A 15,567-nucleotide genomic window follows, 5' to 3' on the forward strand; every position below is an offset into this window, starting at 1 on the left:
GGGTCAGCAGTTGCTCTCAGCAGCCGCACTCGCCGTCGTCGAGCGGTGCGGTGAGCGGGTCGGCGGCGCGACGCCCGCTCCCCTCCCAGGTCTCGAAGGCGAACCCCTCGCGCGCCCAGTACTCGAAGCCGCCGAGCATCTCCTTGACCTGGTAGCCGAGTCGAGCGAGGGCCAGGGCCGCACGGGTGGCGCCGTTGCAGCCGGGCCCCCAGCAGTACGTGACCACGGGCACGGCCGGGTCGAGCAGCGCCGCCGCCTGCTCGGGGATCAGGGCGGTGGGCAGATGTACCGCGCCGGGAATGTGCCCCTGGTCCCAGGACGCGGTGGAACGGCTGTCCACGACGACGAACCCGGGGTCGCCGTCGGCGGCGAGTGCGGAGGCGACATCGGAGACGTCGGCGTGGAAAGCGAGCGAGGCGGCGAAGTAGGCGGCCGCGGCTGCGGGGGAGGCGGGCGCGACGCGCAGCACGGGATTGTCGGACCGAGTCGTGGATGCGGGTGCGGGTGCGGGCTGAGAGTTCATGACCATGAATTTACGGTCGCGGGCCGGGGTCTGGAAGTGGGATTTCCCGGCGCTCTTCTTGATCCGCCGGGGATTTCCCTGTTCTATCCGACCCATGACCGACTATTCCCCGGACGCCACCGACTGGCGCATTCTCGACGTCCTTCAGCGCGACGGACGGGCGACGTTCGCCGAGCTCGCCCGTGCCGTCGCCATGTCCCCGAGCGCCGTGACCGAGCGGGTGCGGCGGTTGGAGGAGCTGGGGGTGATCAGCGGGTACGCGGCGGTGGTGGACGCCGAACGGCTCGGGCTGCCGATCCTCGCCCTCGTACGGCTGCGGTACCCGAACGGCAACTACAAGCCGTTCCACGACCTCCTGGAGACCACGCCGGAGATCATCGAGGCCCACCACGTCACCGGTGACGACTGTTTCGTCCTCAAGGTGACGGCCCGCTCGATGAAGCATCTGGAGGAGACCACCGGCCGGATCGGCGCCCTGGGCTCCGTCACGACGAGCATCGTCTACTCCTCGCCGCTCCCCCGCCGCGCGATCGGCCGCTGAACGGGCGTGCGCCCGGCGGGGGTCACAGTCGGTGGCGCACCGAGGAGCCCTGCCGCTCCTTGACCACTTCGAGGCGGACCGGGATACGGCGGCGCAGGTCGGCCACGTGGCTGACGATGCCCACACTGCGGTCCCGCTCCCGCAGCGAGTCCAGCACGTCGAGCACCTCGTCCAGGGTCTGGTCGTCGAGGCTGCCGAAGCCCTCGTCGATGAAGAGGGTGTCCAGGCGTACGCCGCCCGCCTCCTCGGTCACCACGTCGGCGAGGCCGAGCGCGAGGGCGAGGGAGGCGAAGAACGTCTCGCCGCCGGACAGGGTCGCGGTGTCCCGTTCGCTGCCGGTCCAGGCGTCCACCACATGCAGCCCGAGCCCCGCCCTGCGGCCGCCGGTACGGGCGTCGGAGTGGACGAGGGTGTAGCGGCCGGAGGACATCCGCCGAAGGCGCGCGGTGGCGGCGGCCGCCACCTGTTCGAGGCGGGCGGCCAGGACATAGGCCTCCAGGCGCATCTTGCGTTCGTTGTCGGCGGAGGTGCCCGCGGCCAGGCCCGCGAGCCGGGCGACGCGCTCGTACTCCTGGCGCACCGGGCCCAGCCGCCGGACCTCGTCGGCGGCCAGCGACGAGAGGCGCGACATCTCGGCGCAGCGCTCACGGGCGGCGGCGAGTGCGGAGGCGGCCTCGCGCAGCAGCCATTCCGCCGTGTCGAACGCGCCCTGTGCGGCGGCGGGTCGGGCGGGGGGGCACTCCGCCGCGGCGCGGGCGTCCTGCTCGGCACGGCGGTCCGCGACCGCGGCGGCCTCGGCCTGCCAGGCGTCGATGCGGTGTTGGAGGTCGCGTTGGGCGGTGGCGTCGAGGAGGGTCGCCGCGGCGGCCTGCGGGGTGTCGAAGCCCGCGCGGAACGCCGCGTCGGACAGCCGGTCGTCGGCTTCCTTGCGCCGCTGGGCCGCTTCCTGTTCGGCGCGTACGGCCTCGGCGGCGTCCGCGAGCAGCGCGACCCGGCGGGTGAGGCGGTCCGCGTACGCGGCTACGGAGCCGGACTCGGCCCGGGCCGTGGCGAGTTCGCCCTCCAGCCCGGCCTGTTCGCGGTCGAGGGCCTCGCGCCGCGAGGTGCGGGCGGCGGCCCTGCGCTCGGCCTGCCGACGGAGTTCGAGCCGCCCGAGGTGCTCGCGCTCGGCCGCGTCGAGAGCCTCGTGCGCGGCGTGGGTCCCGGCGGCGAGGCGGTGCGCCTCGGCGTGCTCCTCGGTCAACCGGTCGACGATCTGGCGGAGTTCGGCGACGGACGGGCCGGAGTCGGCCTCGGCCGGGAAGCCGGCGGGCTCCGCCGACTGCGCGGGGACCGGGTCGGCGGGGAGGTCCGCGGACGGCTCCGCCCGCGCGGCGTGCTCGTCGGCGGCAGGGGACGCCGCCGCCCCGTCCCCTGCCGTCACCGAATTCTCCGCCTCGCGGGCCTCGGCATGGGCTGCCGCGTGGCGTTCGCGGACGAGGCCGAGGGCCTGCTCCGCGCGGGCGCGGGCCTCCTCGGCGCGCCGGTGGGCGGTGAGCGCGGCCTCCTCGGTGGCCCGGTCGACATGGCCGTCGCCCTCGGTGGCGGGCGCCGGGTGGTCCGGGGAGCCGCAGACGGTGCAGGGCGCGCCGTCGACGAGCCCGGCGGCCAGCTCCGCCGCGATGTCGCGCAGCCGCCGCTCCCGCAGCCCGAGCCAGGTCTCGTGGGCGTCGAGGGCGCGTTCCCGGGCCTCGGACAGGGCGTGCCGGGCGGTCTCCGCCTCGACGGCCAGGGTGTCGCGACGGAGGGCCGCCTCCAGTCGGCGGCGGGCCGGGCCGAGACGTCCGGCGAGTTGTTCGGCGCGGGTCGCGGCCTCCTGGGCCGTCGCGACGCGCTCCCGGAGCCGGGTGTGGACGGCGTCCCAGTCGGCCAGCCACGCTTCCACGTCGCGGACGGTCGCGTCGTCGGCGCGGGCCTCCCGCTCCAGCAGGTCCCGTTCCTCGTCGATCTCGGTGCTGCGCCGCTCGGCCCGGCGGGCGGATTCCAGGCCGCCCAGCTCCTGCCGGAACCGGTGCTCCAGCTCGGTGAGTTGTTCGGCGCCCGCGTCGACGAGGTCGGGCGACAGTCGCGCCCTGGCCGTGTCGAGGGCGTCTCTCGCCGCCCGGTGGGCGCGCTCGGCCTCCTCGCGCAGCTCCAGCGCGGGGGCGACCCGCTCGGCCTTGCGGGCGCGCTCCAACTGCTGCCGGCAGCGGTCGTGTTCGGGGCGGCGTTCCTCCAGCGCCGCGGCCCGCGCCAGGGTCTCCTCGTACCGCTGCTGGAGGCGGGCCAGTTCGCGTTCGGCGTCCAGGGCGTGGCGGGCGGCGGTCTGCCGCCCCTCCGCATCGGCGAGCACGCAGTGGGCGATGTCGAGGTGTTCGCGGGCGGCGCTGCGGGCGAGGGCGGCCCATTCCAGGGCGGCGTCGGCGAGGCCTGGTTCGCCGGGCCGGACCACGGGGGGCGCGGCCTCGGTCCCGGCTGGTCCGGCGGCCTGGGCGATGCGCTGGAGGAGGGCGAGGACCTTCTCGTCGCCCGCGGTCACCCTGGCCTCGGCGCCCCGGCGCAGTGCGGCGAGCCGCTCCTCGACGGCGGCGAAGCGGCGGGTGTCGAAGAGCCGGCCGAGGAGCTTGCCGCGGGCCTCGGCGTCGGCACGCAGGAAACGGGCGAAGTCGCCCTGCGGCAACAGCACGACCTGGCAGAACTGGTCCCGGCTCATGCCGATGAGCTGGGTCAGCTCCTCGCCGATCTCCTGGTGCGACTTGCTGAGGGCCTGCCAGCCGCGCTCGGGGTCGTGTTCGCGCAGTCTGCTCTGCGCCTTCTCCGGGGTGAAGCCGTCGCCCCGCTTCTTGGGGCGGAGCTGGGCGGGACTGCGGGTGACTTCGAGGCGCCGGCCGCCGACGGTCAGCTCCAGCTGGACCTCGGTGGGCAGGTCCACGGGCGCGTGGTCGCTGCGCAGGGAGGCGCCGGGGCTCTGGCGGGCACCGGGGACGGCCCCGTACAGGGCGTAGCAGACGGCGTCCAGGACGGAGGTCTTCCCGGCGCCGGTGGGGCCGTGGAGGAGGAACAGTCCGCCCGAGGAGAGGGCGTCGAAGTCGACTTCCTGGGTGGCGCCGAACGGGCCGAAGGCGGTGAGGGTGAGGCGGTGCAGTCTCAACGGGACACCTCGCGCACGCTCTCGTCCACCCGTACGTCGTCGAACGCGGCGCGCAGGACGGTGCGTTCGAGGTCGCTGGGTCCGCTGCCGCCGCGCACATGGGCCACGAAGTCCTCGGCGATCTGGTGGTCGTCGCGGTCCTTGAGCCGTTGGGCGTAGGAGGCGAGGGGGTCCTCGGGGGGCCGCTCGGGGTCGAAGACGAGGCTGAGGGTGTGCGGGAAGCGCCGGGCGAGGCGGGCCATGGGGTCGGCGGGGCGGACCGGGTCGGTGAGGGTGGCCTCGACCCAGGCGTGCTCGTGGCGGTCCAGGGCCGGGTCCTCCAGGAGGGTGTCGAGGCGGCCTCGGAGCCGGGCGAGGGGACGTTCGACCGGGCAGTCGATCCGTTCCTCGGCGGCGATGTTCCCGTCGCCGTCGAGGTCGATCAGCCACATGGTCTTGCGGTGGCCGTCCTCGGAGAAGGAGTAGGCGAGCGGGGAGCCGGAGTAGCGGACGCGTTCGGTGACCCGCTGACTGCCGTGGAGGTGGCCGAGGGCGACGTAGTCGACGCCGTCGAAGACTCCGGCCGGGACGGCGGCGACCCCGCCGACGGTGATGTCGCGTTCGCTGTCGCTGGGCTCCCCGCCCGCCACGAAGGCATGGGCGAGGACGACGGAGCGGGTGCCCGCGGGCCGGGCGGCGAGGTCGGCGCGGACCCGGTCCATGGCGGCGGTGAGGACCGCCTCGTGACCGGCCTTGGGGGCACGCAGGGCGTCCTTGACCAGGGCCGGTTCCAGGTAGGGCAGCCCGTAGAGGGCGACGTCCCCGTGGTCGTCGGTGAGGACGACGGGGGTGGCGCAGCCCTCGGGGTCGGTCCGCAGGTGGATTCCGGCCCGCTCGAAGAGTCCGGCGCCGACGCCGAGGCGGCGGGCCGAGTCGTGGTTGCCGGAGATCATGACGGTGGGAACGCCGGCGGCGGCGAGCCGGTGCAGCGCCCGGTCGAACAGTTCGACGGCGCTGAGCGGCGGGACGGCCCGGTCGTAGACGTCGCCGGCGACGAGGACGGCGTCGACCTCGCGCTCCCGTACGGTCGCCACGAGGTGGTCGAGGTAGGCGGCCTGGGCCTCCAGCAGGGAGACGCGGTGGAAGGACCGGCCCAGGTGCCAGTCCGAGGTGTGCAGAAGCCTCACGCCACCACCCCGCCGATCCGCGCCCGCATCGCCGTCACTCCGCCGGTACCGGCCCGCATCGTCCTCGTCCTCCACCCCGTGGGTCGCACGCCGCCGGTCCGCGGTCGCGCCGTCGGCAACGACCACGCTAACGCCGCCGGGTCGCCGAACCCGCATCGATCATGATTTTCGCGCCCAGCTCCTGGGTCACACCCCGGCCCCGGTCACACGTCCCCGTACGCCTCGCCGCCCAGCTCCAGTCCGGCGGTCCCGGCGGTCGCGTCGGCCAGCCAGGCGGTGAAAGCCGCCACATCGGCGTCCGGCAGCCCGATCTCGATGGTCACGGCCTCCGCGTACCGCACCTCGCGGACGTCACGGCCGGTGGCCCGAAGATCGTTCTCCAGCTTGCCCGCCCGCTGGTGGTCGACGCGGACCGTGGCGAGCCGGAAGCGCTGCCGAGTGATGGTGCCGAGCGCGTCGAGGGCCTCGCCGACCACTCCCCCGTACGCCCGGATCAGCCCGCCCGCGCCGAGTTTGACGCCGCCGTAGTAGCGGGTGACGACCGCCGCGACGTACCGCATCTCCCGCCGCATGAGCATCTGGAGCATCGGCACGCCCGCCGTTCCGCCGGGTTCACCGTCGTCACTGGCCTTCTGTACGGCGGCGTCGGCGCCGATCACGTACGCGAAGCAGTTGTGGGTGGCGGTGGGGTGCTCCTTGCGGACGCGGGCGACGAAGTCCTGCGCCTCCTGCTCGGTGGCGGCGGGGGCGAGGGAGCAGAGGAAACGCGATCGGTTGATCTCGCTCTCGTGCACACCCGCGCGGGCGACGGTCCGGTACTGCTCCTGCATCCGCCCACCCTATGTCCCGTCGCGCGGGCAGCTCCCGGCGCTCCTGTCGGGAATGGCGGGCGGGGGCCTTCTGTTGTCCCGGCATGCACGCAGACACAGACGCACGCCAAGAGGCGGAGACGATCCGGCGGATTCTTCGGGACACCGGCGACACCTGGGCGGTGGTGGGCCTGTCCGACAACCCCTCCCGGGCGGCCTACGGGGTGGCTCAGGTCCTTCAGCGGTTCGGGAAGCGGGTGGTGCCGGTGCACCCGAAGGCCGAGGCGGTGCACGGGGAGCAGGGCTACGCCTCGCTGGCGGACATTCCCTTCCCGGTCGACGTGGTGGACGTGTTCGTCAACAGCGAGCTGGCGGGCGCGGTCGCCGACGAGGCGGTGGCGGCGGGCGCGAAGGCGGTGTGGTTCCAGCTCGGGGTGGTGGACCGGGCCGCGTACGGGCGGACGCGGGCGGCGGGCCTGGACATGGTCATGGACCGGTGCCCGGCGATCGAGATCCCGAAGCTGCCGGAGCACGCCTGAGGGTGTGGGGCCCGTCCCACTGCGGGAAGGATTCCCGCCGTGGACCACACGCTCCTTCACGACACGCTCGACGGGGCCCTGACGGCGGCGGCCCTCACCGCGCTGGGGGTGCGCCCCGGCGATGTCCTGCTGGTGCACGCCTCGCTGCGGGCGGTGGGCCCGGGCGTGGGCGGGGCCGACGGGGTGCTGGGCGCGGTGCGCCGGGCAGTGGGGCCGGAGGGGACGGTGGTGGTCCCGGCCTTCACCCCGGAGAACTCGGACACCTCACCGCACTACCGCGCGCGGGTCCGGGGGCTGGACGCCGAGGCGCGCGAGGCGGTGCGGGCGTCGATGCCCCCGTTCGACCCGGCGCTGACCCCGGCGCCGTCCATGGGCGCGCTGGCCGAGACCGTACGGACGGCGGCGGGCGCCGGGCGCAGCACGCATCCACAGACCTCGTTCGCCGCGCTCGGCCCCGGTGCGGCGGGTTTCCTCGGCGGCCACCGGGCCGACTGCCATCTCGGGGAGGATTCGCCGCTCGCCCGGCTGTACGAGGCGGACGCCCGGATTCTGCTGCTCGGCACCGGCTACGCCACCTGTACGGCCTTCCACCTGGGCGAGTACCGCATGCCGGGTCCGCCGCGCCGCCGCTACCGATGCGTGGTGGCGCCCGGGGGTGTGCGCCAGTGGTGGGAGTACGAGGACGTCGCCCTGGACGACGGCGACTTCGCGGCCCTGGGCGCGGCGTTCGAGGAGGCCGCCGCCGACGGTGACGTACGGACGGCGCGGCTGGGGGCGGCCACCTGCCGGCTCGTCGGGCTGCGGGCGGCGGTCGACTTCGCCACGGGCTGGCTCACGGAGCACCGGCCGGCGACGCCCGGCTGAGGCCGTCCGCCGGGCGGACACCGCCGACCGCACCCGGCTTCTCAGCGGGCGGGCGGGACGGCGACGGCCAGGGTGAACACGGTCGGTTCGGCGCCCTCGTTGCGGTAGCCGTGGGGCACGTGCGCCTGGAACGTGGCGGAGGTGCCCGCGGGGACGGGGTAGCTCCGGTCCTCGACGAGGAGGGTCAGTTCGCCCTCGGTCACGTGGAGCAGTTCGACGGTCCCCTCGGGGTGCGGGTCGGAGGTGCTGCCCTCGCCGGGCATCAGCCGCCAGGCCCACAGTTCGAGCGGGCCCCGGGCCTCGGTCCCGACGACCAGCGTCGTGGAGCTGCCCGCTTCGGTGGACCACATACGGACGGCCTGGCTCTGCGGCACCAGCCGGACCTGGGCGTCCTGCTCCTGGTCGAGGAGAGTGGTGATGCTGACCCCGAGGGCGTCGGCCAGCTTGACCGTCGTACCGACGCTGGGGTTCGTGCGGGCCTGCTCGATCTGGATGATCATGCCACGGCTGACTCCGGCGCGGGCCGCGAGGACGTCGAGGGTGAAGCCGCGCTCCCCCCGCCGGCGCTTGAGGTTGCGGGCGAGCGACCGGGTGAGCTGATCGAGGTCGGACACGTTCCGTCCCTGCGGTGGATGGCGGAGTGTGAAGGGGCCAGGTGTGGGCGGCACGGTCGCGTACAGCGCATGCCGGGGTCAAGAATATTGCACTGCCCCACATGGCACCGCCCCGCAGGGCACTGCCCCACGGCGTACGTCCCCGATCACGGGCCGGTGGTGTCCCGCGCCCCGTCCAGCTCGGTGAGGGCGAGGAGCTGCTCGGGCGTGACGCCTTCCGGGATGGGCACGGGTGCGGGCGTGCGCAGCGGCGGCTGCCAGCCCGTCTCCGGGTCCCAGCTGCGTACGACGCGAGCCGGGGCGCCCGCGACCACCGCGTGGTCGGGGACCTCGCCCCTGACGACCGCGCCCGCCGCGACCACCACGTTCCGGCCGAGCCTGGCTCCGGGCAGGATCACGGCGCCGGTGCCGATCCAGCAGCCGGGGCCGATCGCCACGGGCTCCATCCGGGGCCACTGCTTGCCCACGGGCTCGTGCGGGTCGTCGTAGCTGTGGTTCGTCGAGGTGATGTAGACGTACGGACCGCAGTACGTGTCGGAGCCGATCGACACGGTCGTGTCCGCGATGACGTGGCTGCCGCGCCCCAGCACGACGCCGTCGCCCAGCGTGAGGATGGGGTCGGGCCCCAGGTCCAGGTCCGGCATCATCCCGGCCGTGAGGGTCACCTGCTCGCCGATGACGCAGTGCGCACCGAGCTCGATCCACGGCTCCCCGAAGACGGTTCCCTGCGGGAAGGCGAGCCGGGTGCCCTCGCCGATCGCGCCGAACCGCAGCCGCCCGGGGTGTTCCGCGGTGACCGCGCCCGCCTCCTGCACCCACGCCCAGCCCCGGTGCACCGCGCGAGAGGCGGCACGGCGCGGCCAGCGGGCGAGGAAGGAGAACGTGTTTCGGTTCTTCGGCACGCGCTCACGGTAGTCGGAGGCGCGGGCGGCGATCCGCGCGGTGACCTGTGATGTTCGCCCCACTGCTCGGCGCACGCCAGGAACCGTCACCTACCGTGTGAGTCGGCCCGATCCGGCGGAGAGGGCCCCAGGAGCACCACACCGGCGCGAAGGAGCAGGCGATGGCGGAGCAGGCGTTGATCACGGGCATGGGCGGCAAGGAGCCGGACATCGCCGTGGACGCGTTCGTGGCCCCGACGTCCGTGGTGATCGGCGAGGTGACGCTCGCCCCGGGCTCCAGCGTCTGGTACCAGGCCGTGCTGCGCGCCGACTGCGGCCCCATCACGCTCGGCCCCGACAGCAACGTCCAGGACAACTGCAGCGTGCACACCGACCCCGGGTTCCCGCTGACCGTGGGCGCGCGGGTGTCGGTCGGCCACAACGCGGTGCTGCACGGCTGTGTGATCGAGGACGACGTGCTGGTCGGGATGGGCGCCACGGTGCTCAACGGCGCGCACATCGGCGCGGGCTCGCTGATCGCGGCGCAGGCCCTCGTCCCGCAGGGGATGCGGGTCCCGCCGGGGTCGCTCGTCGCGGGGGTGCCCGCCACGGTCAAGCGGCCGCTGACGGAGGAGGAGCGCGAGGGCATCCGCTTCAACGCCGCCGGGTACGTGGAGCTGGCCAAGGCCCACCGCCAGGCGTACGAGGCCTGAGGCCGCGCGCCGGGCCGGTGAGGAACGCTCCGGGCCGGGACGCGCCGGGCCCGGCCCGGAACGCTCCGGGCCATGAACGCTCCGGGCCGTAAACGCGTGAACGGCGTACGGCCCGGGGCCGTACGCCGTCCGTCCGCCGCCGACGCCGTTCGTCAGCCGTCGGCGTGCTGTCTCAGCTGTTGGGGCGCAGGGTCCACACCACGGTCATCTCTCCGGTGACCGCGCCGTCGGCACGCGTGATCTCGATGGCGACGGGGAACTCGGGGCGCTCCCCGGCGTCGAGTTCGGCGACGACGTCGGCGATCGGGCGGCCGAGGGTGGCCGTCGCGGTGACCTCGCCCATGGCGAGCTTCTTGTAGCCGATCTCCGCCTTCACGGCGAGCGGCACCGCCCGCGACATCTGGTCGCCGAAGGCGGCGATGACGATGGCGCCGCTGGCGGACTCGGCAAGCGTGAACATCGCTCCGGCGTGCGGTCCGCCGACGTGGTTGTGGTAGTCCGCCTGGTCCGGCAACCGGACGACGGCACGCTCCGGGGTCGACTCCAGGAATTCGAGGTTGAGGGTCCGGGCCATCGGAACCGTCGCGACGAGCATCTCGCCGACGGTCATCTGTTCAGCGCTCATGGACCGAAGGTTACTCACGAGTAGCCAGGTTTGGCCATCCCCCCGTGACAGCACCGGAACAGCACTGGGACAGGGGCGGCCGTAGCAGTGGACACGTAGCCCCTCTATGGTTACTGGCCATGTGGCCAGGACAGCAGCCGCCCGGGGGCGAGCAGAACCCGCAGGACCAGAACCAGAACCCGTACCAGCAGCCGGGGTACCAGCAGCCGAATCCCTATCAGCAACCGGGATATCCGCCGCAGGGCCAGCCGGGGCAGCCCGGGGAGCCGGGATACGGATACCCGCAGGGCCAGCCCGGCGCGCAGCCGGGGTACCCGCAGCCCAATCCGTACCAGCAGCCGACCGTGGCGCAGTACGCGGTCCCGGGTACGCCCGGCGGGCCGAAGCCCGGCGACGACAAGAAGAAGACGACGATCGTGGCGATCGTCGCGGCACTCGCGGTCGTGGTGGCCGCGGGCGTGACCGGTTTCCTGGTGTTCGGCAAGGACGACGACGGCAAGTCCGTCGCCGACGGCAAGAAGTCCGCGTCGCCGAGTGCGAAGCCCAGCGAATCGGACACCAGTGCCGCGCCGGCGGAGAACCCGCGGGGCTCCGACGGGGACCCCAAGCCGCTCATCGCGGGCTGGAAGGTCGTCACCAACCCCAAGTGGGGCACGCAGTTCGACGTGCCCGGCGACTGGGAGGTCGCGGGCACGGGCGTGTTCTCCGGCTTCGAGGACGTCAAGGACCCCACCGGCCCGCCGGTCGTGGGCTTCTCCGCACCCGCCTACTACAAGAGCAAGTGGTGCGTCGACGACTCCGACGGGGACGGCCGCGAGGAGAGCACCGGGCTGGCCGGCGTCGGCACGAAGGGCGCCCAGGGCGCCAAGAGCGCCGAGGAGGCCGCCCGGAACGAGGCCGCCAACTGGGTGTGGGGCGCCTACGCCCAGACGGACCCCAAGAGCAAGGTCAAGATCGGCAAGCCCGAGGCCTACACCACGAAGTCGGGCCTGTCGGGCAGTGTCGTGGAAGCCACCGCCCTGGAGCTGAGCAACAAGGAGAAGTGCGACACCGACGGGAAGTCGATCGCCTTCACCTTCAAGAACGCCAAGGACGAGTTCTCGACCTGGGTGCTCTACGCGAACGCGGGCGTCAAGGACGAGCTTCCGGACACGACCGTCCAGAAGATCCTGAGCACCGTTCGACTGGCCGGCACGCCCACCGGCTGACCCGCGCCCGGCCGCCGCACGTCCGCGTCTCAGCCGACGCTGAAGGCCCCGTCCGGCGGCTCGGGCGAGGCGACCGCGTCCGCGTCGGCCACCGGGCGGGCCGCGCCCATGAACCGGGTCACCGCCTCGCCGTGGGTGACCCGGGCCGGAAAGGCGTCGGCGGCGCAGCGCCGGGTGAGCGGGGCCGCGTCGACCGGGGCGTGCGAGGCGAGCAGGACGACGTTGCCGAAGCGCCGGCCGCGCAGCACGGCCGGTTCCCCGATCAGCGCCACCTCCGGGAAAACGGCCGAGAAGTTGGCCAGTTGGGAGCGGAGGAAGGCGAACGGGGCGCTGTCGGCCAGGTTGGCCGCGTAGATGCCGTCGGGGCGCAGTGCCCGCCCGGCGGCGCGCGCGTACTCCACGGAGGTGAGGTGCGCGGGCACCCGGGAGCCGCCGAACACGTCCGCGATCAGGAGGTCGGCACTGGCCGGGGCCGCCGCTTCCAGCCGGGCCCGGGCGTCGGCGGCGTGCACGGTGATCCCGCTGCCGTCGGGCAGCGGCAGGTGTTCCCCGACCAGCCGCAGCAGACCCCGGTCCGCCTCCACGACGTCCTGGCGCGAGCCGGGCCGGGTCGCGGCCACATAGCGCGGCAGGGTCAGCGCCCCGCCGCCGAGGTGCAGGACCTCCAGCGGAGCGCCCGGCTCCGCCGCCCCGTCCACGACGTGGGCGAGCCGCCGTACGTACTCGAACTCCAGGTGGGTGGGGTCGTCCAGGTCGACGTAGGACTGGGGCGCGTCGTCGACGGTGAGCAGCCAGGCCCGGCCGCGGTCGATGTCCGGAAGCAGCCGGGCGGTGCCGCAGTCGACGTCGCGGATGACGGGTATCGGCTCGTTCACCCCTCCATTGTCGCCGGTGCCGCCCGCCACCCCCGAACTCGGGGGTGGCGGGCGGGCGGACCGTCAGAGCAGGCCGGTGACCGTGCCCGCGCCGACCGTGCGGCCGCCCTCGCGGATCGCGAAGCCGAGACCGGTCTCCAGCGGGACGTCACGGCCCAGCTCCACGGTCATCGTGACGGTGTCGCCTGGGCGCGCGACGGCCGCGTCGCCGAGGTCGACATCGCCGGCGACGTCCGCCGTACGGATGTAGAACTGCGGCCGGTAGCCGGTGGCGACCGGGGTGGTCCGGCCGCCCTCCTTCGCCGACAGCACATAGACCTGCGCGGTGAACCGGCGGCTCGGGCTCACGCTGCCGGGCGCGGCCACGACATGGCCGCGGCGGACCCGGTCGCGCTCCACCCCGCGCAGCAGCAGCGCCACGTTGTCCCCGGCCTCCGCGGACTCCATCGGCTTGCCGAAGGTCTCCAGACCGGTGACGACCGTCTCCACGTCCGCGCCGAGCACCTCGACCCGGTCGCCGACGCGGACGGTGCCGCGCTCGACGGCGCCGGTGACGACGGTGCCCCGGCCGGTGATGGTCAGGACGTTCTCGACGGACAGCAGGAACGGCGCGTCGGTGTAGCGCACCGGCATCGGTACGTACGTGTCGACGGCGTCCAGCAGCCCCTCGATCGCCGCCGTCCAGCGTGGGTCGCCCTCCAGCGCCTTCAGCCCGGAGACCCGGACCACCGGCACGGCGTCGCCGCCGTATCCGTGCGCGGAGAGCAGGTCGCGGACCTCCAGCTCGACCAGGTCGGTCAGCTCGGGGTCGCCCGCGTCGGCCTTGTTGAGGGCCACGACGATGTGGTCGACGCCGACCTGACGGGCCAGCAGGACGTGCTCGGCGGTCTGCGGCATGATCCCGTCGAGCGCGGAGACGACGAGGATCGCCCCGTCGAGCTGCGCCGCTCCCGTGACCATGTTCTTGATGTAGTCGGCGTGTCCGGGCATGTCGACGTGGGCGTAGTGGCGGGTGTCCGTCTCGTACTCGACGTGCGCGATGTTGATCGTGATGCCGCGCTGGGCCTCCTCGGGGGCCCGGTCGATCCGGTCGAAGGACACGTAGGAGGTGCTGCCGCCGCGCTCGCTGAGGACCTTGGTGATGGCGGCGGTGAGGGTGGTCTTGCCGTGGTCGACGTGGCCCATGGTGCCGATGTTGAGGTGCGGCTTGGTGCGCACGTATGCCGTCTTGGGCATGGCTGGTTCCTTTGAGAACGCGAAGCTGATGAAGAGAAGACCCCAGGGCCCCGCCGACCCTCCCCTTGCGGGGTCCGCCGGACTGTCGGGGGAGGGTCAGCTTCGGGCGCCGCCGATGGGCGCCGCGGCAGCGGTGAACGCTGCTGCCAGGACTGCTGCTGCGTTCACGGCAGCCTTCGGCGCGTCCGCGACTGCGGACTGCGCTGCGGGGAAGGCGTACCGGAACATGCCCCTGATCATGTCGGGGAACGGCCACCGCGTCGAACGGTTTTCGGCTGCCTCAGAGATGCTTGAGCGCCTCACGCACGGACAGCGGTGACAGCCGGTCCCGGGCGCCCTCGACGAAGGCCCGTACGGCGGCGGGATCGGTCTTGGCGTACTCCCGCAGGGCCCAGCCGATGGCCTTGCGGATGAAGAAGTCCGGGTCGTCCGCGCGTCGAAGGCAGTGGTCGAAGAGCCGTTCGGCATCGGTGGCCGACTTGTAGCGCAGCTGGTGCAGCAGGGCGGTTCTGGCCACCCAGAGGTCGTCGTCGATCCAGAGGTCCATCTGCCGGCCGAGCGCCGGATCGGCGGCGACCAGCGGCCCCGCGACGTGCGCGGCGAGCAGATCGACCGTGTCCCACCAGGGGACGGTGGAGACGAGGTGGTGCAGGACGGGCAGGAATCCGGAGGAGCAGCGGCCCGCGTGGCGGCGCAGGTAGTCGACGGCGAAGTAGTGGTACTCGCGCTCGGGCAGCCGCCAGCAGCGCAGGGCGACCGCCGTGCAGTCCCGCTCGTCCGGCCGCCCGGTGCCCGCCAGCACGACCCGCGACAGGGCCCGGCGCTCGGGGGTGGGAATCCCGAGGAACGGCGCAACGTGCTTCATGTACGCGGCGGCCGCCTCGGCCCGTACGGGGTCGGCGGCCGGGGCGTACGCGGCGGTCAGCCGTTCCAGCACGGCGTCGGCGAGCGGGCTGTCCGGCGGTACGGGGGCGGGGCAGGCGGCGGCGTTCACGCGACGCACATTACGGCGATCACACATCGTTTTCGGTTACTCTCCCCGAATGTTCGACCCCGTCCCCGCTGCCCGGCCCGCCGAGGGTCCGGCCCTGCGGCTCTCCAGGGCGCTGCTCTCGCCGTGGTCCCGGTTCTCGCTGCTCGTCGTGGTCCTGCTCGGGGCCGCCTCGACGATGCTGCTGTTCGAGCCACAGCGGCTGCTGGCGTCGGGGTGGCCGCCCCAGCTGACCGGCAGCGCGGCGGCGATGCTCTTCGGGCTGGCGTACGGGGCGCTGACGGTGGCGTTCGTGCCGCGTCCGTTGCTCAACCTCGCCGCCGGGGCGCTCTTCGGTACGCAGACGGGTCTGGCGGCGGCGCTGGCGGGCACGGTGCTGGGCGCGGGCGTCTCGTTCATGCTGGGCCGGGTGCTGGGCCAGGACGCGCTGCGCACGCTGCTGCGCGGGAAGCTGCTCACCGCGGCCGACGGGATGCTCAGCCGCCACGGCTTCCGCTCGGTGCTGGCCCTCCGCCTCTTCCCCGGCATCCCGTTCGCCGCCGCCAACTACTGTGCGGCGACCTCCCGCATGGGCTGTCCGCCCTTCCTCCTGGCCACCGGGCTCGGCTCCATCCCGAACACGGCGGCGTACGTGATAGCGGGCAGCGAGGCCGCTTCGCCGACCTCTCCCCTCTTCCTGGCGGCGACGGGCTTCATCGCGGTGTCCGCTGTCGGCGGGGCGCTGGTCGCCTGGCGCAAGCGCCACCGGCTGGGCCGGGGCACGGCGAAGGGCTGACCGGACGGCGACCGGGGCCGGTCGGTCCCGTTCACTTT

At 73.8% G+C, this 15,567-nt stretch carries 16 protein-coding genes; 6 read left to right on the forward strand and 10 right to left on the reverse strand.

Annotated elements, in window-relative coordinates:
• Window positions 1–16: 16 nt before the first annotated feature.
• Window positions 17–523, reverse strand: coding sequence for a rhodanese-like domain-containing protein (locus tag ACZ5WC_RS27335; protein WP_468543288.1), 507 nt, complete (start codon window positions 521–523; stop codon window positions 17–19).
• Window positions 524–617: 94 nt separating this feature from the next.
• Between ACZ5WC_RS27335 and ACZ5WC_RS27340 the strand changes: the two genes are divergently transcribed.
• Window positions 618–1,064, forward strand: coding sequence for an Lrp/AsnC family transcriptional regulator (locus tag ACZ5WC_RS27340; RefSeq protein WP_030811699.1), 447 nt, complete (start codon window positions 618–620; stop codon window positions 1,062–1,064).
• Window positions 1,065–1,086: 22 nt separating this feature from the next.
• Here ACZ5WC_RS27340 and ACZ5WC_RS27345 read toward each other — a convergent pair whose 3' ends face one another.
• From ACZ5WC_RS27345 to ACZ5WC_RS27355, 3 genes are all read right to left on the reverse strand, one after another.
• Complete coding sequence (locus ACZ5WC_RS27345) at window positions 1,087–4,233, reverse strand: AAA family ATPase (protein WP_468543289.1); 3,147 nt, start codon at window positions 4,231–4,233, stop codon at window positions 1,087–1,089.
• Window positions 4,230–5,399: an exonuclease SbcCD subunit D gene (locus tag ACZ5WC_RS27350; RefSeq protein WP_468543290.1), complete on the reverse strand. Its 1,170-nt coding sequence runs from the start codon at window positions 5,397–5,399 to the stop codon at window positions 4,230–4,232. The genes ACZ5WC_RS27345 and ACZ5WC_RS27350 overlap by 4 nt, the downstream gene beginning before the upstream one ends.
• 203 nt (window positions 5,400–5,602) lie before the next feature.
• Complete coding sequence (locus tag ACZ5WC_RS27355; protein WP_311118644.1) at window positions 5,603–6,229, reverse strand: YigZ family protein; 627 nt, start codon at window positions 6,227–6,229, stop codon at window positions 5,603–5,605.
• Window positions 6,230–6,312: 83 nt separating this feature from the next.
• Between ACZ5WC_RS27355 and ACZ5WC_RS27360 the strand changes: the two genes are divergently transcribed.
• Together ACZ5WC_RS27360 and ACZ5WC_RS27365 are read left to right on the forward strand one after the other, a co-directional pair.
• Window positions 6,313–6,747, forward strand: coding sequence for a CoA-binding protein (locus ACZ5WC_RS27360; protein WP_468543291.1), 435 nt, complete (start codon window positions 6,313–6,315; stop codon window positions 6,745–6,747).
• 39 nt (window positions 6,748–6,786) lie between these two features.
• Entirely contained in the window at window positions 6,787–7,611 is an 825-nt protein-coding gene (locus tag ACZ5WC_RS27365; RefSeq protein WP_468543292.1) for an AAC(3) family N-acetyltransferase, read from the forward strand.
• Window positions 7,612–7,652: 41 nt separating this feature from the next.
• On the opposite strand, the gene ACZ5WC_RS27370 is transcribed toward ACZ5WC_RS27365, so the two are convergent.
• Together ACZ5WC_RS27370 and ACZ5WC_RS27375 are read right to left on the reverse strand one after the other, a co-directional pair.
• Window positions 7,653–8,225 (reverse strand): helix-turn-helix domain-containing protein, encoded by a 573-nt coding sequence (locus ACZ5WC_RS27370; RefSeq protein ID WP_468543293.1) that lies wholly within the window; start codon window positions 8,223–8,225, stop codon window positions 7,653–7,655.
• A gap of 146 nt (window positions 8,226–8,371) precedes the next feature.
• On the reverse strand, window positions 8,372–9,127 hold the full coding sequence (locus ACZ5WC_RS27375) for an acyltransferase (protein ID WP_468543294.1): 756 nt from the start codon (window positions 9,125–9,127) through the stop codon (window positions 8,372–8,374).
• A 161-nt stretch (window positions 9,128–9,288) separates the two neighbouring features.
• Here ACZ5WC_RS27375 and ACZ5WC_RS27380 point away from each other — a divergent pair, with 161 nt between their 5' ends.
• On the forward strand, window positions 9,289–9,819 hold the full coding sequence (locus tag ACZ5WC_RS27380) for a gamma carbonic anhydrase family protein (protein ID WP_468543295.1): 531 nt from the start codon (window positions 9,289–9,291) through the stop codon (window positions 9,817–9,819).
• Between the two features lie 172 nt (window positions 9,820–9,991).
• Here the strand turns inward: ACZ5WC_RS27380 and ACZ5WC_RS27385 are convergent, their stop codons facing one another.
• The gene (locus ACZ5WC_RS27385) at window positions 9,992–10,429 is read right to left on the reverse strand and encodes a DUF4442 domain-containing protein (protein WP_311122795.1); all 438 of its coding nucleotides are present in this window, start codon (window positions 10,427–10,429) and stop codon (window positions 9,992–9,994) included.
• A gap of 134 nt (window positions 10,430–10,563) precedes the next feature.
• Here ACZ5WC_RS27385 and ACZ5WC_RS27390 point away from each other — a divergent pair, with 134 nt between their 5' ends.
• Complete coding sequence (locus tag ACZ5WC_RS27390) at window positions 10,564–11,652, forward strand: DUF8017 domain-containing protein (protein WP_468543296.1); 1,089 nt, start codon at window positions 10,564–10,566, stop codon at window positions 11,650–11,652.
• Between the two features lie 29 nt (window positions 11,653–11,681).
• On the opposite strand, the gene ACZ5WC_RS27395 is transcribed toward ACZ5WC_RS27390, so the two are convergent.
• The 3 genes from ACZ5WC_RS27395 to ACZ5WC_RS27405 form a co-directional block, all read right to left on the reverse strand.
• Window positions 11,682–12,527, reverse strand: a complete 846-nt coding sequence (locus tag ACZ5WC_RS27395; RefSeq protein ID WP_468543297.1) for a spermidine synthase — start codon at window positions 12,525–12,527, stop codon at window positions 11,682–11,684.
• A 63-nt stretch (window positions 12,528–12,590) separates the two neighbouring features.
• Window positions 12,591–13,763: an elongation factor Tu gene (gene tuf, locus ACZ5WC_RS27400; RefSeq protein ID WP_468543298.1), complete on the reverse strand. Its 1,173-nt coding sequence runs from the start codon at window positions 13,761–13,763 to the stop codon at window positions 12,591–12,593.
• Between the two features lie 280 nt (window positions 13,764–14,043).
• A complete protein-coding gene (locus ACZ5WC_RS27405; RefSeq protein ID WP_468543299.1) occupies window positions 14,044–14,784 on the reverse strand; it encodes a DNA alkylation repair protein in 741 nt (246 codons plus the stop codon).
• Window positions 14,785–14,806: 22 nt separating this feature from the next.
• Between ACZ5WC_RS27405 and ACZ5WC_RS27410 the strand changes: the two genes are divergently transcribed.
• The gene (locus ACZ5WC_RS27410; protein WP_468543300.1) at window positions 14,807–15,529 is read left to right on the forward strand and encodes a TVP38/TMEM64 family protein; all 723 of its coding nucleotides are present in this window, start codon (window positions 14,807–14,809) and stop codon (window positions 15,527–15,529) included.
• Window positions 15,530–15,567: the final 38 nt, after the last annotated feature.

Source organism: Streptomyces sp. NPDC033165, assembly GCF_055577965.1.